Annotated in this window: 15 protein-coding genes and 1 tRNA gene; 4 read left to right on the top strand and 12 right to left on the bottom strand. The window is 50.7% G+C overall.

The window, feature by feature from the left end; genetic code table 11:
- Positions 1-11: 11 nt before the first annotated feature.
- Genes ABT58_RS17320 through ABT58_RS17310 form a run of 3 tightly spaced genes read right to left on the bottom strand, consistent with a single transcriptional unit; the run spans position 12 to position 4,004 of the window.
- Positions 12-968 carry an alpha/beta fold hydrolase gene (locus ABT58_RS17320; protein ID WP_047875702.1) on the bottom strand — a complete coding sequence of 319 codons (957 nt, stop codon included), beginning with the start codon at positions 966-968 and terminating at the stop codon, positions 12-14.
- Entirely contained in the window at positions 952-2,679 is a 1,728-nt protein-coding gene (gene menD / locus ABT58_RS17315; protein ID WP_229821600.1) for a 2-succinyl-5-enolpyruvyl-6-hydroxy-3-cyclohexene-1-carboxylic-acid synthase, read from the bottom strand. Before menD ends, ABT58_RS17320 begins: the two co-directional genes overlap by 17 nt.
- 8 nt (positions 2,680-2,687) lie before the next feature.
- Positions 2,688-4,004, bottom strand: coding sequence for an isochorismate synthase (locus ABT58_RS17310; protein ID WP_047875700.1), 1,317 nt, complete (start codon positions 4,002-4,004; stop codon positions 2,688-2,690).
- 572 nt (positions 4,005-4,576) lie between these two features.
- Here ABT58_RS17310 and ABT58_RS17305 point away from each other — a divergent pair.
- From ABT58_RS17305 to ABT58_RS17295, 3 genes are all read left to right on the top strand, one after another.
- Entirely contained in the window at positions 4,577-5,791 is a 1,215-nt protein-coding gene (locus ABT58_RS17305) for a pyridoxal phosphate-dependent aminotransferase (protein ID WP_047875699.1), read from the top strand.
- A gap of 170 nt (positions 5,792-5,961) precedes the next feature.
- Positions 5,962-6,546, top strand: a complete 585-nt coding sequence (gene yfbR, locus ABT58_RS17300; RefSeq protein ID WP_047875698.1) for a 5'-deoxynucleotidase — start codon at positions 5,962-5,964, stop codon at positions 6,544-6,546.
- Entirely contained in the window at positions 6,546-7,922 is a 1,377-nt protein-coding gene (locus tag ABT58_RS17295) for an anti-phage deoxyguanosine triphosphatase (protein ID WP_047875697.1), read from the top strand. Before yfbR ends, ABT58_RS17295 begins: the two co-directional genes overlap by 1 nt.
- Before the next feature lie 178 nt (positions 7,923-8,100).
- Here ABT58_RS17295 and ABT58_RS17290 read toward each other — a convergent pair whose 3' ends face one another.
- Positions 8,101-8,760: a tRNA-uridine aminocarboxypropyltransferase gene (locus ABT58_RS17290; RefSeq protein WP_047875696.1), complete on the bottom strand. Its 660-nt coding sequence runs from the start codon at positions 8,758-8,760 to the stop codon at positions 8,101-8,103.
- 10 nt (positions 8,761-8,770) lie between these two features.
- On the opposite strand from ABT58_RS17290, the gene rrtA reads away from it, so the two are divergent.
- Positions 8,771-9,328, top strand: coding sequence for a rhombosortase (rrtA, locus tag ABT58_RS17285; protein ID WP_047875695.1), 558 nt, complete (start codon positions 8,771-8,773; stop codon positions 9,326-9,328).
- A gap of 63 nt (positions 9,329-9,391) precedes the next feature.
- On the opposite strand, the gene ABT58_RS17280 is transcribed toward rrtA, so the two are convergent.
- From ABT58_RS17280 to ABT58_RS17245, 8 genes are all read right to left on the bottom strand, one after another.
- Entirely contained in the window at positions 9,392-9,739 is a 348-nt protein-coding gene (locus ABT58_RS17280; protein WP_053063129.1) for a ComEA family DNA-binding protein, read from the bottom strand.
- 174 nt (positions 9,740-9,913) lie between these two features.
- Complete coding sequence (gene ppiD, locus ABT58_RS17275) at positions 9,914-11,806, bottom strand: peptidylprolyl isomerase (RefSeq protein WP_047875694.1); 1,893 nt, start codon at positions 11,804-11,806, stop codon at positions 9,914-9,916.
- 256 nt (positions 11,807-12,062) lie between these two features.
- Positions 12,063-12,335, bottom strand: a complete 273-nt coding sequence (gene hupB, locus ABT58_RS17270) for a nucleoid-associated protein HU-beta (RefSeq protein ID WP_047875693.1) — start codon at positions 12,333-12,335, stop codon at positions 12,063-12,065.
- 221 nt (positions 12,336-12,556) lie between these two features.
- Entirely contained in the window at positions 12,557-14,929 is a 2,373-nt protein-coding gene (gene lon / locus ABT58_RS17265) for an endopeptidase La (protein WP_047875692.1), read from the bottom strand.
- A 130-nt stretch (positions 14,930-15,059) separates the two neighbouring features.
- Positions 15,060-16,340 (bottom strand): ATP-dependent protease ATP-binding subunit ClpX, encoded by a 1,281-nt coding sequence (clpX, locus tag ABT58_RS17260; RefSeq protein WP_047875691.1) that lies wholly within the window; start codon positions 16,338-16,340, stop codon positions 15,060-15,062.
- A gap of 115 nt (positions 16,341-16,455) precedes the next feature.
- Positions 16,456-17,079 (bottom strand): ATP-dependent Clp endopeptidase proteolytic subunit ClpP, encoded by a 624-nt coding sequence (clpP, locus tag ABT58_RS17255; protein WP_047875690.1) that lies wholly within the window; start codon positions 17,077-17,079, stop codon positions 16,456-16,458.
- A gap of 107 nt (positions 17,080-17,186) precedes the next feature.
- On the bottom strand, positions 17,187-18,488 hold the full coding sequence (gene tig / locus ABT58_RS17250; protein WP_047875689.1) for a trigger factor: 1,302 nt from the start codon (positions 18,486-18,488) through the stop codon (positions 17,187-17,189).
- A gap of 517 nt (positions 18,489-19,005) precedes the next feature.
- Positions 19,006-19,082 (bottom strand) — tRNA-Arg (locus ABT58_RS17245).
- Positions 19,083-19,445 lie beyond the last annotated feature (363 nt).

The raw sequence follows: 19,445 nt of genomic DNA, 5'->3' as shown, positions 1-19,445 counted from the left end.
TAAACGTTGAGTCACAATATGTGCTCGAGATAATCCTGTACGGCGCGGGCAAAGGCCAGTGGCTGCTCGACGTGCACGTTATGGCCCGCATCAGCAATCACTGTCACCGCCAACCCGGAACGGGCGGCCAGTGCCGTAAATTTTGTGTCTTTCTCACCGCAAAGATAATGCACAGAATGGGGACATTCCGTCAGTTGAGGCAGTAAGAAAGGTTGTTTGGCCAAGGAGGTGGCCAATAGCATGTGTGCTACCGCCGAGCCTTGGTTATCACTGCGTTTTTGCACTAGCCGTTGACGTTGTTCAGCGGTCAAAGACGCAAAAACGGGTTGCTGATACCAGTCAGACAAGACAAGCGCCATCGGCTCCTGGACAAAGCGGTTGGCCCAGCGACAATCATTGGCATAACGCGCTGCACGTTCATCGTCCGGCAGACCAAAGTGGCCGCCTTCAAGCACCATTCCGACCAAACACGGGGATGACGAATCACGCTCTTGATCCAGAGACGGTTCTGCTTCTCGCTGAGCGAGCTGACACGCGAGGGACATCGCCACGCGCGCGCCCAACGAGTAGCCTACCAGCACAACATCGCGGAGGTTTCTTGCCTGCAGCGTTGCCATGATCAAGTGAGCCGTGTGTGCAAAGCCATCGGCATTCACATTCGCCGCACTATCGCCGTTATCCACGTTCGTCAGGCCAGATGCCGTCAGCGCTTGAGCCTGACCCTGCTGAATCTGGCCCGCCTGAATCTGGCCTGCCTGAGCCTGGCCTGCCTGAGCCTGGCCTACTAGAGCATGAGCACTTTGACCGTGGCCGGGCAGATCCACCGCAAGGCAAAAATACTGCGATGCCAGTTGGTCAATCACCAAGCGCCAGTCTCGACCCGAACCTAACAGGCCATGCAGAAACACCAAGGTTGGCTTATCAGCACTCGTCTGGCGATCGCCGTAGGTCTCAGAGTAAAGCCGCATTGCGCACCTCGGCGAATAAGGCTTTCAGGTGTTCCCCGCTCTCACCCGCCGGTGTTTGAATCTCAATCAAGGTCGGCCCCGTCGATGCAAACCCTTCACGGCAAGCCATTTCGGCCTCTGCCAGAGTGGTTGGACGGACATAACGCAACCCAAACATGGCTGCTGCATGCACAAAATCTAAGCCATGGGGCATGCGGTACAAGGCGTCTTTCTGTCCATCGGGTACCGGCAGCAAATCGAAAATCGCGCCGCCGTCATTGTTGGTCACCAACACCACGACCGGTTGTTTGCTCGCACGCAACAGCGCCAGCGAGTTTAAATCGTATAACAGTGAAGTATCGCCCAGCACACACAGTAGCGGTTGCTTGCGGCCTTGTTGTACCCCTGCCGCTGTCGCAATCAGCCCATCAATACCTGACGCGCCACGGTTGGCAAACGTCGCGGTGTGCGGCAAAGTGCCACACATGTCCAGCAAACGGACAATCAGGCTGTTCCCCAAGAACAATGCGGTCTCTTCGGGTACCCAATCCATCATGTTCGCCGCCAAGCTTAACTCGCTCAGCGCCGTATATTGGGTTTTCACCGCTGACAAATAACGCTGTGACGCACCTTTTAAGGCATCAGCCCAACCAAAAGCGGCTGGTGTCACAGTTTCTTCCAGTGCCACTTTTTTCAGGGCATGGGCAAAGGTATTGACCGGTGCCTGCAAACGCAGGGTACAGCGCAAACTTGGGTCCAGCGGCACCGCTAATGGGTCCACCAGCCAGTAGTGCTGCCAATCACCACGATCAACGTATTGGCCTAAACGTTTTGAGACTAAACGACCACCGAACTGCAGCACCACATTGGCCTGTGCCAATTGGGCACGGCAATCTTCATTTTGCAGCCACACATCAAACCCGGCCCATTCACTGCTGCCACCGGCTTGCGGATCTGCCAGCAATGGCCAGCCCAAATGCGCCGCCAAGGCTTGTACATCGGCAAAGGCATCCGGTGCTAATCGACCGGCGATGATCACACCTTTTTCATGCAGTACATCCGGCCATTGTGCCGGTGTCGCAACGCTCTCACTCATACGCGCATCGTGATAGACGGTGTACGGCTGTGACTGCGTCTGCCAATGGGCAAGCGGTGCAAGGTACTCAGAAAAGTCGGCCGCATCGCCATACAATGGCTCAGGGTAGTGACAGTTAAAATGTACCGCGCCACCCTGCTGGTGCTGCTGATACATGACTTTATCGACAGTAGACACCAACCAGGTTGGGGCAATATCTAATGTCGGTGAAGGGATAGCCTGAAACGCCGTAACGTGATCAGAGAAAATACCGTGCTGACGAATGGCCTGATTGGCTCCGCACTGGATCAATTCATCCGGACGGTCAGAGGTCAGCAGCACCAGCTTTTCGCCGGTTAAGCCACTTTCTGCCACCGCCGGCAACAAGTTCGCCACCGCTGTACCTGAGGTCACCACCACCGCAACCGGCTCATCGGTCGCTTTCGCTAAGCCCAGCGCCATAAAGCCCAGACCCCGTTCATCAAAATGGGTATGGATGGTCAGCTTGTCATTACGATCGGCAGCCAAGGTTAATGGTGTCGAGCGCGAACCCGGCGCAATACAAATGTGTTTGACACCCAAACGGGTCAGCTCTTCGAGCATCAGACCCGCCCACAATTGGTTCAGGGCGGCACGATACAGTTTGGATGATGACATCACAGCATTCATGCGGTTTTACGCTCCCACTCGCCTTCTTCGCTGGCCAGCAGGCTGCACAAGGTTGAGGTTTTACGATCCAGCTCTTTCCATTCACTGTCTGCCGTTGAGCCCGGCACAATGCCCGCTCCCGCAAACAGGTGGACTTCACCGTCCATGATCAAGGCACTGCGGATCGCCACGCAGAATTCACTGCGGTTACCGCTCAAAAAGCCCACCGCACCACTGTACCAGCCTCGGGCAAACGGTTCATTTTCGCTGATGAACGCGAGTGCCTCATCACGGGGTAATCCGGCAATGGCAGCAGTCGGTTGCAGGCTTTCCAACAGCTCGGCACTGTAAACCTGATCATTCAGTTGGGCATCAATCCCGCGTTTCAGGTGCTGCACTTTGCGCAGTTGGATCAGCTCCGGCGTCTGCGCCACATTCATGCTGCTGCAACGCGGGACCAAGCGGCTGACAATGTCATCCACCACCAGGCGGTTTTCGTAACGGTTTTTGCTATCATCCAGCAGCCATTGTGCCAGATTCGCATCTTCTTCTGCGTTTGCCCCACGGCCTGTGGTACCGGCCACCGCTTCGGTGTGTAAATCGCGCTCTTGGCGCAAGAACAAACGCTCAGGCGTCGACCCGACAAAACAATGTTTGGCATCCATGGCCATCATGAAATGAAAGCTGTGGTGATTACGGCTGCGGCTGGCTTTTAGCAATTGCGCCGGTGACACAGGGGCATCCAATGTCAGGGTGGTTTTACGCGCAAGCACCACTTTCTCAAACACTTTGTTGGAAATGGCATCCAGCGCGTTGCTGATCATCTGTGACCAGCCTGAAAAATCCGGTGAGTAACGGCGTCCCAGAATTTTACTGGTGATCGCGGGTACTTCCGCGCTGTCAGCGGAGATCTGTGCCAGTCCATCCAGCACTTTTTGACGGTGTTCGTCAGACAGGTTCACCGCCAGTTGCCAGTCACCGTCAACACGGCTGACTTCTAATACCGGCAGAAAAAAGAAAGAGGATAAACAACGCTGATTTCGGTGTGTACGACCGTCAAAGGAGCGCCCGCCCCAGATACGTTGTTCAGTGTCAAGTACCTGTTCAGCCGCTTTCGGATCAGTAAAGGTTCGGATTTGACCAAGTGCAACCACTTCTTCCCGGCTATCGCGTGATTGCCAGTAGAACTTTGGAAACAAGGGTTGAGATTCCATCCAGTCTATCAGGTCGGTGTTCGCCGGCAGTTCCAGCTTTACCGTTAATCGTTGAGTTGTAGCTGCAGATTGTTGAATTTTATTAATTAAGAACTCAACGGCTTTTTGTAACGCGGTCAAGGTAACCTCACTCAGCTCTTAAGCACTTTCAAAGGCTCGTCCCTGGCTGATTGTAACAGTGCTAATCATTTAGCATATTTCTACCCTTATGGCGTGGTACAGGCGATTCCGTCACCCACCCCATAATGAATGGGGTATTCTACCCCAGAACTCGTATTCTGACTAATAAAGTAATGACTCAACACGAATCTTCATATCTCATCACAATCGTGTGATTATCTGTCACGACGATGTCCAAATGCTTCAAACGTATATTTTACTGCTTTTTGTCCAACGCCTTACTTCGCATCCCGCTAAATCCCTCAGTATATCCCCTGCGTCAAACCGCTGCTTAGGCCGCAAGAAAGAACGCTGAAATTCGCAGCAATTCCTTTCATTGTAATATTTTATTCTGGGTTAAGAGGGAAACCCCCCTCATTTTTTCCTGTCAGTAGCGAAATCAACCTGCCAATCTAGAATTTAATTATACAAATAACTATTTTTCACTATTTTTTCCTGTTGGGTGTTTATTTTTCACGGTTTTATAGTGTAATTTGAGGTCATACACTTGAAACAGATCAGGATTACAGGAAATGCACAACATCGGGATGTCATCAAAACTCAATAATGTCTGCTACGACATTCGAGGTCCCGTTCTGAAACATGCCAAACGCATGGAAGAAGAAGGACAGAAAATCCTCAAACTTAACATTGGCAACCCGGCTCCGTTTGGCTTCGATGCCCCTGATGAAATCCTGGTTGACGTGATCCGCAACCTGCCGACCTCACAGGGTTACTGTGACTCCAAAGGTATCTACTCTGCCCGTAAAGCGGTTGTGCAGCATTACCAGAAACGCGGCATGCTGGATATCGATGTGGAAGATGTGTACATCGGTAACGGGGTCTCTGAATTGATCGTGATGGCGATGCAGGCTTTGCTCGACAACAACGATGAAATTTTGGTGCCGTCTCCGGATTACCCACTGTGGACGGCAGCGGTATCTCTGTCTGGCGGTAACGCCGTGCATTACACCTGTGATGAGCAGTCTGACTGGTATCCGGATCTGGATGATATTCGCAGCAAAATCACCCCGAACACTCGTGGTATTGTACTGATCAACCCGAACAACCCGACCGGTGCGGTATATAGCCGTGACTTCTTGTTAGAAGTGGTAGAAATAGCCCGTCAGCACAAGCTGATCATCTTTGCTGATGAGATCTACGACAAAATTTTGTATGAAGGCGCACAGCACACATCCATCGCCCCACTGGCACCGGATGTATTCTGTATTACCTTCAACGGTCTGTCCAAGTCGTACCGCGTGTGTGGTTTCCGTGCGGGTTGGATGATGCTGTCTGGCCCGAAACTGCCGGCCAAAGGCTACATCGAAGGCTTGGAGATGCTGTCGTCTATGCGTCTGTGTGCTAACGTACCGATGCAGCACGCCATCCAAACCGCATTGGGCGGCTACCAGAGCATTAACGAACTGATCCTGCCGGGCGGCCGTTTGCTGGAGCAACGTGATAAAGCGTACGACTTGCTGACGTCGATCCCGGGTGTGTCCTGTGTGAAACCGAAAGGCGCGCTGTACCTGTTCCCGAAACTGGATCAGAAGAAGTTCAACATCGTTGATGATCAGCGTATGGCACTGGACTTCCTGCAGCAAGAGAAAGTGCTGATCGTGCACGGAACGGGCTTTAACTGGAAAGAGCCGGATCACTTCCGTATTGTGACCCTGCCGCGTGTCGACGATTTAGAATTGGCCATGGGCCGACTAGAGCGCTTCCTGCACTCTTACCGTCAGTAATCACCGCAAGCAAACACACAGCCTCAGTCTTATGACTGGGGCTTTTTTGTACGTGTTTATTCCCCCCGCGATGCGGAAAAAATAGAGGTACTCGGTCACGGCAAAAGTCTGTTACCTTTATAACATTGCTTCTGCCTTGAAGTATCTCGACCTTTTTTGAGAGCAACCTAATGAAACAAAGCCATTTTTTCGCCCATCTCGCCCGCATGAAGCTGATCCAACGCTGGCCGTTAATGCGCTGTGTGGAAACGGAAAACATCTCTGAACACAGCTTGCAGGTGGCCTTTGTCGCCCATGCGTTAGCCCTGATCAAAAACCGTAAGTTTGGCGGCAACACCAACCCCGAGCGTATCGCCCTGCTGGGCATGTTCCATGACTGCAGCGAAGTACTGACCGGTGATATGCCCACCCCTATCAAGTATTACAATCCGGCTATCGCGCAGGAATACAAAAAGATTGAGCTGGCTGCTGAACAAAAATTGCTGTCGATGCTGCCGGAAGAATTCCGTGACGATTACGCTCCCCTTCTCGACAGCCACTGCATTGATCCGGACGACTATGCCATCGTCAAACAGGCAGACAGCCTGTGTGCCTACCTGAAATGCCTCGAAGAGTTGAGCGTGGGCAACCATGAATTTACCTCTGCCAAGAAAAACCTCGATAACACGCTGGCTGAACGCTCAACCCCGGAGATGGAATATTTCCTTGCTACGTTTGTCGACAGCTTCAACCTGACCTTGGATGAAATCAGCTAATGCCTTCTTTTACTCTTGAGCCGGATTTCCACAGTCTATGGGAAGCCCGCAAAAGCAATGAACAAAAAGAGCGGCGTAACGATCACCGCTCTGCCTTTCAACGCGACCGTGCCCGCATTCTGCACTCTGCCGCGTTTCGTCGCCTTCAGGCAAAAACACAAGTGCACGGCGCCGGACACCACGACTTCTATCGCACCCGCCTGACCCACTCGCTGGAAGCCTCACAAATTGGTACCGGCATTGTTGCCCAACTGAAAATCAATCAACCGGATTTTCGTGATTTACTGCCGTCCACCAGCCTGATGGAAAGCCTGTGCTTGGCGCACGACATTGGTCATCCGCCGTTTGGTCATGGTGGTGAAGTGGCCTTGAATTACATGATGCGTCATCACGGCGGCTTTGAAGGCAATGCCCAGACATTCCGCATTGTCAGCCACCTTGAGCCATACACCGAGCAGTTTGGCATGAACTTGTCACGCCGCACATTGCTGGGGCTACTGAAATACCCAGCCTTCATCAATGACACCCGAGCGACCGAACAACCTTCGGATGTGGCTAACTTCCGTCACCTGAAAGCCAAAGACTGGCATCCGGCCAAAGGCATTTACAGCGATGACAGCGATACCTTTGACTGGGTACTGGCGCCACTGAGTGAGCATGACCGTGCGCTCTTTAGCACCATGCGGGCGGAACGTCACTGTGCGACGGAGCATCTCAAAACGCGCTTTAAATCGCTGGATTGCTCCATCATGGAACTGGCCGATGACATCGCTTACGGCGTGCATGATTTGGAAGATGCCATTGTGATGGGGATTGTCACCCGCGAACAATGGCAGGAAGCGGTCGCCAGCAAACTGGCTGATTGTGGTGAGCCGTGGATTGAAGAGCGCATTTCGCTGCTCAGTGATCAGTTATTTGGCACCCATCATGAACGAAAAGATGCGATTGGCGCGATGGTTAACGCCTTGCTGACGTCGATTCACATTGCCCCTACACTGCAAAACGGTGTGGATGCCTTCGACAGCCCACTGTTACAGTGGAACGCGTTTTTGAGTGAACCCATGGAGCAGGTGTTAAACGTGCTCAAGCAGTTTGTCAGCCTGTACGTCGTGCAAAAGCCCGCCATTCAATTACTGGAATACAAGGGTCAGCAGTTGGTAATGGAACTGTTTGAAGCCTTTGCCGCTGATCCTGAGCGACTGCTGCCCGAACACACCCGCGAGCGCTGGCGTACTGCCCACGAGCAGGGCGACAACGCCCACCGCGTGATTGCCGATTATATTTCCAGCATGACCGACGGCTTTGCCCAGCGTTTGTATAGCACCCTGTTCCACCCAACCGCCGCGACAGGTGTTGGTTTGGATGGGCAGTTTTAGATGAGCGGAAAAGCAAGAGCGGCCCTTTGGCCCTAAGGTTCTATGGAAAGAGCAAGTGCGAAAGTACCTGCTCTTTTTGCTAAAGGGGATAGAATTCGGACCACAGGACCACAGGACCACAGGACCACAGGACCACAGGACCACAGGACCACAGGACCATCTTTGCCCTGCACTCCCCCTACGACAAATAATTCTTCTCAAACACCCCGGCCGGCATTTGCTGAATTTGGTATTCAATCATCTTGTTGAACACATCCAGAAGGGGAGCAAAGCGGGTTTCGCTCTCCGGCCCTTCTAAGGCGATCAGGGCTAAGTATCCGGCTTCAACAGTTGAGACCCCTTGCGCCTTCGGTGACTTACGGATGCGATAATTACCGTTATCGGCGTTATCTAATGCGACCGTCGGTAACCCATGCAGGTTCTCGGAGAGTTGCCACATTTTGTAGGCTTTCTTCCAGGTACCATCAAGCAGGATCAGCGTACGGATTTTGGCTTTACCCACGTCGCCTGTTTCAGTTGATGGTGTGGTATTCGATGCCGCTACCCCTTGCGCTAACTGCGAGATGGGCGTGGCGTCTTCACCCGGGTAAATGACCCAGGCTTCTCGCTGTGGATCGGCTAGCAGTTGATTGATGGCGTCATGATCTGAGAAGTCCTCTCCGACCCACAGTTTGGCATTGGGTAACGACAAGGTCAGGATACGGGCCGTACCGATGGCACGTTTAACCTCTGAAGGGTGTTGTAAAATCCACAGTTCGGTTTTAGCATCAATCACTTGGATCCAGCCACAAATACATGCTGGCTTGGCTTTTCCGCACTGTTCACAATATCGACTCATCGAGGTGGCCTTGTCTATTCGTTTCTCTGTCATTCTTATTGTCGCTCTGATCGCCCTTGCACAATTGCCTGCGATAGAGCCTGCGCTGTTCTGGCAACGGGATGCCATTGCGCATGGAGAGGTGTGGCGGCTGATCACCGGTAACTTCACCCACACCAATTGGCCCCACATGATAATGAACACAGTGGCCTTGGCAATCATTACCTTTATCTTTCGTGCCCATTTAACGGCGATGCGCCTGACAACCGTATTGCTCAGCTTATCGTTATTTGTCGGGATCTGCCTGCTGGGCTCACCCATGCACAATTATGCGGGCTTATCCGGCGTGCTGCATGGACTGTTCGCATGGGGAGCCTGCCGAGATATCACCGCCAAAGATAAATTGGGCTACGTCATGCTGGCTGGCATTATCCTGAAAGTCTTACACGAGCAGATCTTTGGCGCATCAGCCCTTTCAGCGAACTTGATTCAGGCGCGGGTGGCAACCGAAGCGCATCTTGCCGGACTCATCGGCGGCGTACTGTTAGCGATACTTCCTCTGATCTGGCACAAAATCCGCTCTCGCTAAAAGACAAAAAGAGCGCGTGATGCGCTCTTTTCCGTGTATTCATTAACGCTCAGCGTGCTCAGTTTATAACTGAATGCGCTCACGGTTCTTTTCCACTGTAGCCGCACCGATCCCTTTGACGTTTGACAGTGCTTCTGGTGTATCAAAAAAGCCATTCGCCTGACGATACTCAATAATTTTGGCGGCCTTATCCGGCCCAACACCCAGCAGCAATTTGTCCAGTTCTTCTGCATTTGCGGTATTGATGTTCACGGTGATCACGATGCCTTCATGGCTATCAACTTTCGTACTTTCTTTTACCGCTTTTTCGACGGCTGCCGTTACGGGCTCTGCCGCTTTCTCCGCCGCCATACCCGGCGTCGCCATCCCCATCAGTAACGCTAATCCCATCGCAGCAAATACATTTTTCATCTGTTCGTCCTTATAATCAAATCGAAGGTCTGCACGGGTGCATTATGCAAAACCGCACAGATCACCCATACGCTGAAGGAATGAGCACAGAGAGTAAAGCGCTTGCACGGATGAAAGGCACAAAAAAAGACGGGCCGCACAAGGCGGCCCGTCTATAAACGTATAAGTTACAAATTAATTTGCAGCTTCGTCTTCTTCTGCTGGGTATGACACTTCTGCGGTGTCACGTAGCACTTGCAGTGTTGCCATCACATCTTGCTGGGCATACATCTGCGCTAGCTGCATCGCAAGCTGGCTGTTTGGTGCAACGTCTGTCACGTTCGCATCAATCACTTTATCCAGCGCAATGATCATCACGTTACCTGCTGCATCACGTGTTACACCGTACACCGCTTTATCGGCGTCTGGTTTCGCCATGCTGAAGGCTTCTTGTGCGATCATACGATCAGAGCCAATACGCGCAATGGTTTCAGGTGCAGAGAAGCTTAGACCTTCTGCAGTCAGGATGTCCGTGTTGCCTTTGCGTAGCTCAGCGATGATCTCATCCGCTTTCGCCTGTGCTGCCGCTTCGCCTTTTTGCATTGCTAACTGTTGCTTAACTTGCGCTGACACTTCATCAAATGGCAGTACCACTTCAGGACGGCTGTCATCAACACGTACCACAACAACATGCTCAGGACCCACTTCGATCACATCTGAGTTTTCGCCGTCATCACGCACGATTGAGCTAGAAAGCGCATCCATCACTGCAGGCGTACGAAGTAGTTCAGGTGCATCCGCTTCAGAGATAAAGTCAGTGGTATGTACTGTTTCACCAATCGCCTCTGCCGCATCTTGCAGCGTGCCTGGTACTTCAAACGCTTTCTCTGCTAGCTCGGTCTGCTTGTCGTAAAACGCCGTTGCTGCACGCTGCTCACGCAGTTCAGCAATGATGTCGTCACGTACATCCGCAAATGGCTTCACTTTTGATGGCTTAATATCATCAAGCTTGATGATGTGGTAACCAAAATCAGATTCTACGACACCAGAGATCTGGCCTTTGTTCAAAGCAAATGCTGCCTCTTCAAACGCAGGATCCATCACGCCACGCTCAAACCAATCCAGCTTACCGCCTTCTTTGCCGCTGAACGTGTCGTCAGAGTCTGTTTTCGCCAGTGCAGCAAAATCCGCACCGTCATTCAGCTTCGCCAGAATCGCTTCTGCCTTCGCTTTAGACTCGTCGCTCTTGCCTTCAACCAGAATGTGGCTCACCTGGCGCTGCTCGGCAGAGCCAAACTTCGCTGGATTCTCGTCGTAGTACGCTTTCACGTCAGCATCAGAAACAGACAGGGTCTCTTTCAACTTGTCGCCAGACAATTCAACGTAAGAAACAACAACCTGCTCAGGACGCGTGTAAAGCTGCGGGTTCTTTTCGTAGAACGCTTTCGCTTCTTCGTCGGTCACTTGCGCATTTTGGGTAAATGTCGCGAGATCCAAAGACAGCGTACGAATTTCACGTTGCTGCTGCTCAAGCTTCGTCAATGCAGTCAGTTCGTTTGCCAATGCAAAGTCTGAACCCTGAATCGCTGACAGGAACTGCTGACGCAGCATGTCTGTACGCATTGATTCTGCAAACATGTCAGGCGTCAGGCCTGCACGACGTAGCAATGCATTGTACTGTTCGTTATCAAACTTACCGTCACGCTGGAATTCAGGCATCGACAAAATCGTTGCACGAATTTGCTCATCGCTGATACGCAGACCCAAATCGTTAGCACGCTGTTCGATCAACAGGTCATTGACCATACGATCCAACACGCTACGCTTGAACTGCTGCACATAAGCCGGATCACCCATCAGGGTTGAGAAAGACTCACCCAACTGTGCTTGCATGCGGTTACGTTCGTTCTGGTAAGCCATGTCAAATTCACGCTGAGTGATTTCATGACTATCGACCTTTGCCGCCACTTGCTGACCACTACCTGCAAGGTAGCCGCCCACACCAGCAAAAACAAAAGAAAGTATAATTAAGCCAAGAATGATCTTGACCCAAATGCTGCTTGCGCCTTCGCGCATACGCTCCATCATAATTTGCCGTATCTCCTACTGATTCGATCTGGCGTGGTAATACCAAGCTCACGGTTCTAATGCGTTTTTCGGCACATCATGCCGAGAATATTCAGCTTGGCTTCAATGTGATTACAACGTCTTAGCGTCACAATTCACACGAATGCAAAGTAAAAAAAGCGCATCTCCAGGATGCGCCCTTTGTTCAATCCAAGTCGCTGTTAGGACAACCGGAATGCTTGTTTGTTCACACAAACTGGCGGGCAATGCCCAACGGTTAGTTTACCGAATCTTTCAGTGCTTTACCCGCTTTAAAGCCAGGTACTTTCGCCGCTGCGATCTGAATCTCAGCGCCTGTCTGTGGGTTACGGCCTGTGCGAGCCGCACGCTCACGTACAGAGAACGTACCAAAGCCAACAAGTGCGACTGAATCACCTGCCTTCAAGCTATCTGACACGGCTTCGATGAATGCATCTAAAGCACGTCCTGCAGACGCTTTTGAAATATCGGCATTCTCAGCAATTTTATCAACTAATTGAGTTTTGTTCACGGTCTCATCCTCTCTATGAACGCCATTCGTTGGCCGTCATTTTCACTGCTATGACCCAGTCCAACGAACACAAAAATATATCAGGCCTAATTCTATCAGCACACTGCGCCCTGATACGGGGAAGCGTTGATATTATTGAGCTAACGGCAAATTAGACCCACTTATAACGACACAAAAAAACGCTGACAAGGATTTTGTCCCTGAAAGCGTTTTTTCATACTTTAACTTTGCTGCATATCACTGTTTTGGGTGTTGACCAGTTCAATACCTGTTGGATTATTCTGCAGTGCAATGGTGAGCACTTCATCAATCCAACGGACTGGACACACTTCCAAATCAGCAATCACGTTATCTGGGATCTCTTCCAGATCACGCTCATTTTCTTTCGGGATCAGTACCGTTTTGATACCACCACGGTGTGCAGCCAGCAGTTTCTCTTTCAAACCACCGATTGGCAACACTTCACCACGCAAGGTAATTTCACCGGTCATGGCCACATCAGCACGCACAGGGTTACCTGTCAGGCTAGAAACCAGCGCGGTACACATAGCGATACCCGCACTTGGACCATCCTTCGGCGTCGCCCCTTCCGGTACGTGTACGTGAATATCACGTTTTTCGTAGAAGTCAGGTGCGATACCCAGACGCTCTGCACGTGTACGTACGACCGTCATTGCCGCCTGAATCGACTCCTGCATTACATCGCCCAGCGAACCGGTGTACGTCAGTTTGCCTTTGCCCGGCATCGATTCAGTTTCAATGGTCAGCAGATCGCCGCCCACTTCTGTCCATGCCAGACCCACAACCTGACCAATGCGGTTGCTGTCTTCTGCTTTACCGTAATCAAAGCGCTGCACACCCAGGTATTCTTTCAGGTTGTCCTGATTGATCACCACTTTCTTGGTGGTTGGGTTAAGCAGAATTTCTTTCACCGCTTTACGGCACAGTTTCGACACTTCACGCTCAAGGCTACGTACGCCCGCTTCACGGGTGTAGTAACGAATGATGCCCAGCAGTGCAGAGTCATCCACTTCAATTTCGTTTGGCTTCAGACCGTTACGCTGAATTTGCTTGCCCAGCAAGTGACGCTTGGCAATGTTCAGTTTCTCGTCTTCGGTGTAACCCGACAAACGGATCACTTCCATACGATCAAGCAGCGGACCCGGAATGTTCATGGAGTTCGACGTCGCCACAAACATCACGTCAGACAGGTCGTAATCCACTTCCAGGTAGTGATCGTTGAACGCGCTGTTCTGCTCAGGATCCAACACCTCTAGCAGGGCTGAAGCCGGATCGCCACGCATGTCAGAAGACATCTTGTCGATTTCATCCAACAGGAACAGTGGGTTCTTCACTTCCACTTTTGCCATCTTCTGGATCAGCTTACCCGGCATCGAACCGATGTAGGTACGGCGGTGACCACGGATTTCCGCTTCATCACGCACACCACCCAGCGCCATACGGACGTACTTACGCCCTGTCGCCGCTGCGATGGACTGACCGAGAGAGGTTTTACCCACGCCCGGAGGACCCACAAGGCATAGAATCGGGCCTTTGAGCTTGTTCACTCGGCTTTGTACCGCTAAGTACTCAAGAATGCGTTCTTTCACACGATCCAGACCGTAGTGATCCGCATTCAGCACTTCTTCGGCTTTCGCCAGATTCTTTTTCACTTTTGAACGCTTGTGCCATGGCACGCTCAGCATCCAATCAATGTAGCCGCGAACCACGGTGGCTTCTGCTGACATCGGAGACATCATCTTCAGCTTTTGCAGTTCTTGCTCAGTTTTCTCACGTGCTTCGGCCGGCATTTTTGATTCTTCGATCTTGATCTTCAAAGACTCGAATTCATCCGGCGCATCATCCAGCTCACCCAGTTCTTTCTGGATCGCTTTCATCTGCTCGTTAAGGTAATACTCGCGCTGGCTCTTTTCCATCTGCTTTTTGACACGGCCACGGATGCGTTTTTCCACCTGTAGCAAGTCAATTTCAGATTCCATCATCGCCATCAGGAACTCTAAACGTTCCGTCACATCGACAATTTCCAGTACTTTCTGTTTGTCAGCCAGTTTCAATGGCATGTGCGCCGCAATGGTATCCGCTAAGCGCGCGGCTTCGTCGATGCCATTAAGTGACGTCAGTACTTCCGGCGGGATCTTCTTATTCAGTTTGATAAAGCCTTCAAACTGGTTGATCGCCGTACGTACCAGGACTTCTTGCTCACGCTCATCCATCTCTTCAGTGACCAGGAACTCGGCTTCGGCACTGAAGAATTCGTCATCACGCAGGTTGTCCACTTTGGCACGCTGCTGACCTTCAACCAGTACTTTTACCGTACCGTCTGGCAGTTTCAACAATTGCAAAATGGTCGCTACAGTACCGACATTGTACAAATCGTGGATAGAAGGCTCGTCGGTCGCGGCTTCTTTTTGCGCCACCAACAAAATTTGTTTGTTGTCATCCATCGCGGCTTCAAGGCAGCGAATTGACTTATCCCGGCCTACAAACAATGGAATAACCATGTGCGGGTAGACCACCACATCTCGCAGTGGTAGAACGGGGATCTCAAGGCGTTCCGAACGCTCCAGGTTCATATTATTCTCTCTTCCGTTCAATCTCTTTATTGAGTATATGGGGGCAAGGGCGCAAGATTCAACGGGATAGCTAACAGAAAATAAAAAAGGAGGCATAAGCCTCCTTTTTTTTGCACGTTATGAGCAGAAATTACTCAGCACCTGCTGCTTGGTTTTCGGTGTTTGCGTAAATCAGTAGTGGCTCCGATTCGCCTTTAATCACTGATTCATCAATCACAACCTTGCTGACACCTTCTGCCGATGGCAGTTCGTACATAGTATCCAGCAACACAGCTTCCACTATAGAACGTAGGCCACGGGCACCTGTTTTACGTTCCATTGCTTTACGCGCAATCGCCACAAGGGCGTCATCACGGAACTCAAGCTCAACGTTTTCAAGCTCAAGCAACGCGGCATATTGCTTCGTCAGTGCGTTTTTCGGCTCACGCAGGATCTGAACAAGGGCATCCTCGTCCAGTTCGTTCAGGATCGCTGTCACAGGCAGACGACCAATGAACTCAGGGATCAAGCCGTACTTGACCAAGTCTTCCGGTTCCACCTGCTCGAACAGATCGCTCAACGTACGTGATTGATCTTTAGAACGCACATCCGCACCAAAGCCGATACCGGTACCGGTTGCCACACGCTGATCAACCACTTTATCCAGGCCAGCAAATGCGCCACCACAGATGAAGAGGATCTTCGATGTATCAACCTGCAGGAATTCCTGCTGCGGGTGCTTACGGCCACCTTGAGGTGGTACCGACGCCACGGTCCCTTCAATCAGTTTCAGCAAGGCCTGCTGTACACCTTCACCGGACACGTCACGCGTGATCGATGGGTTGTCTGATTTACGAGAGATCTTGTCGATTTCATCAATGTATACGATACCGCGCTCAGCCTTAGCGACATCATAATCACATTTCTGCAGTAGCTTCTGGATGATGTTTTCCACATCTTCACCCACATAACCCGCTTCCGTTAGCGTGGTTGCGTCGGCCATGGTGAATGGAACATCCAACATACGAGCCAGTGTTTCAGCCAGTAGGGTTTTACCACTACCGGTTGGGCCGATAAGCAGGATGTTACTCTTGCCCAGTTCAACCCCTTCACTGTTGGTATCGCCGTTACGAAGACGCTTGTAGTGGTTGTATACCGCTACCGCTAGCACTTTCTTCGCATGGTTTTGACCAATAACGTATTCATCCAGGTTTTTACGAATTTGCTGTGGTGTCGGAAGCTCGCTGCCATCGCGCTTTGGCATTACTTCTTTGATTTCTTCACGAATGATGTCGTTGCACAAATCAACACATTCATCGCAAATATACACAGAAGGGCCTGCAATCAGCTTGCGAACTTCGTGCTGACTTTTACCGCAGAAAGAGCAGTACAGCAGTTTTCCACTACCGCTCTCTTTTCGCTTATCTGTCATTCGCTAACCTCTTTTCGGGTGTTACCCCATCATTGCCTTGTTTTGAGTGTATAACATCTCAGGTTGTTTTGCTCCGTGCTTCGCGCGGTCTGGCCAAGCACGGCAACAACACTAATTAGTTACGCTGACTCAAAACTGCATCGACCAAACCGTACTCTACGGCTTGCTCTGCAGACATAAAGTTATCACGATCGGTGTCGCGTTCAACCACTTCAAGAGGCTGACCTGTATGTTCTGCAAGAAGGCCGTTCAGGCGTTGCTTGATCGTTAAAATTTCTTGAGCATGGATTTGAATATCCGATGCTTGTCCCTGGAAACCACCCAGTGGCTGGTGAATCATCACGCGAGAGTTTGGCAGGCAGTAACGCTTACCTTTCGCGCCACCAGCAAGCAGGAAGGCACCCATTGAACATGCTTGACCCATACATACGGTGCTCACGTTTGGCTTGATGTACTGCATGGTGTCATAGATAGACATACCTGCAGTTACAGAACCGCCCGGAGAGTTGATGTAAAGGAAGATGTCCTTGTCTGGGTTTTCTGATTCAAGGAACAATAGCTGCGCAACAACTAAGTTGGCCATATGATCTTCCACCTGACCGGTCAGAAAAATCACACGCTCTTTTAGTAGTCGGGAATAGATGTCGTAAGAACGTTCACCACGCGAAGTCTGCTCGACCACCATAGGAACCAGCGCATCTAAGATTGGCGACATGGCGTTTCTTTCTTGGTAGCTCATAACGTTATTTCCCTAAAATAAATGGCCCGAATGAAATTACTCTCACACGGACCATTGTTAGCAGAAGATTTGAAGTAAAGTCAAATCTTTGCAGTAATTTCAGTCAATTAAGCAGCTGGCTGGTTCATTAGCTCGTTGAAGCTAACTTCTTTCTCAGTTACCTGAGCTTTTGCCAACAGTGCGTCAATCGCTTGCTCTTCTAGAGCAACGTTGCGCATGTTGTTCATCATCTGCTCGTTCTTCTCGTAGTAAGCGATAACTTCTGTTGGATCTTCGTATGCAGAAGCCATTTCAGCGATGATTGCTTTAACGCGCTCTTCGTCTGCTTTTAGCTCTTCAGACTTGATCACTTCACCTAGAAGTAGACCAACAACTACGCGACGCTTAGCTTGTTCTTCGAACAGTTCACGTGGAAGTTCTGGTGCGTTCTGAGCGTTGCCGCCGAAACGCTGAGTCGCCTGCTGGCGTAGAACGTTGATTTCTTGTTCGATAAGCGCTGCAGGAACAGTGATGTCGTTCTGCTCAACCAAGCCGTTTAGTACTTGATCTTTGATGCGGCCTTTAACAGCTTGCTTCAGCTCACGCTCCATGTTCTTACGTACTTCAGCTTTCAGAGATTCAACAGAACCGTCTTCGATACCGAACTTAGCAACGAACTCTTCAGTTAGCTCAGGTAGCTCTTGTGCTTCAACTTTGTGTAGTTTGATAGCGAAAGAAGCTGCTTTACCTTTTAGGTTTTCAGCGTGGTATTCTTCAGGGAAAGTTACTTCTACAGTGAACTCTTCGCCTGCTTTCTTACCTACGATACCGTCTTCGAAACCTGGGATCATACGACCCTGGCCCATTGCTAGTGCGAAACCTTCAGCTTTACCGCCTTCGAATTCTTCACCGTCGATAGAACCAGTGAAATCGATAGTTACGCGGCTGTCTGCAACTGCAGCTTCTTCAACTTCTTTCCAAGTTGCTTGCTGCTTACGTAGTGTGTCTAGCATGCCGTCAACGTCAGCATCTTTCACTTCTACTGCTGGTTTCTCAACAGCGATTTTGTCTAGGTTAGCCAGCTCGATTTCAGGGAACACTTCGAAAGATGCTTTGAAAACTAGGTCTTTACCTTCAGCGATTTCTACTGGAGTGAAAGTAGGTGCGCCTGCTGGGTTGATCTTCTCTTTTACGATTGCTTCGATGTAGTGACGCTGCATCACTTCACCTAGGATGTCTTGACGTACAGATGCGCCAAACATACGAGCAACCATTTTGATCGGTGCTTTACCTGGACGGAAACCATCGAAACGACGATTCTTAGCAATTTTCTTCAGCTCAGCAGCTACAGCGTTTTCAATGTTTGCAGCTGGAACTGTGATAGTTAGATGGCGTTCTAGACCTTCAGTGGTTTCAACGGTAACTTGCATTATATTTAACCTCAAAACTTACTCAGTGTTCTCTGAGTGATGTTGCCGATCAGTCGTACTGACGGTGGCATCCTTTCGTGTTATGGCTGGCTACCACGCCAAAACCATAACGCCTTAATTCTGATAATTTCTGCTCTTTGCTACGTATTTGTTGCCGAGACAGAAATTAAAACGCGGTATTATAACGGTCATCAGCCCTGCCGTCGAGACAGACTGGCCGTACCGCAATCAAACCTTTCACACAAGATAGGGGCAAAAATTCCATTTACAAGTGTAAAGATTAAAAAATTCGCGTCCTTTTACGATTTTTTGACCCTGAGCTGAATTATTCGCTGTATTAATCTGCCGATTGTTGTTTTTTACCTCACGCAATGGCGACGAGTCGCCCGAACTGGGTGATGGAAATTTAAGCAGAAAAAAGGACGGACAAAATGGCGCGTGGTGAGAGAAAGAAATGATAGCGTCAAAACATGCAGATACAAAAAAGCCAGCACGAGGCTGGCTTTTTTATGGAATATGGCGCGCCCTGCAGGATTCGAACCTGCGACCACATGCTTAGAAGGCACGTGCTCTATCCAACTGAGCTAAGGGCGCATCACGTAACTGACGTTACGGGGTCGGATTATACGTCCCTAAACCAACACGTCAACGCCTTTTCTGCGATTTTCCATGCATTTGGCACCGACTGTTCAAACATACAACAATATGCAGGGGAAGGAAGCGAAGAGGTGGGCCGGCGAGTGTCGAGAAAGAGCAGGGACGAGGAGCCGAGTTTGCGAGGAACGAGAAAAGGCAGAGGTGTTGTGGCGGGTTTGCGAGTAGCGAGTGCCGAGGAAAAGCAGAAAAAACCTGTGGTGCTGTGGTGCTGTGGTGCTGTGGTGCTGTGGTGCTGTGGTGCTGTGGTGCTGTGGTGCTGTGGTGCTGTGGTGCTGTGGTGCTGTGGTCACACTTTCTACA

It is taken from the genome of Photobacterium aphoticum (assembly GCF_001029435.1).
Classification (GTDB): domain Bacteria; phylum Pseudomonadota; class Gammaproteobacteria; order Enterobacterales; family Vibrionaceae; genus Photobacterium; species Photobacterium aphoticum.
Note: the sequence above shows the minus strand (reverse complement) of the source record. Positions and strands in the feature narration are given on the sequence as shown.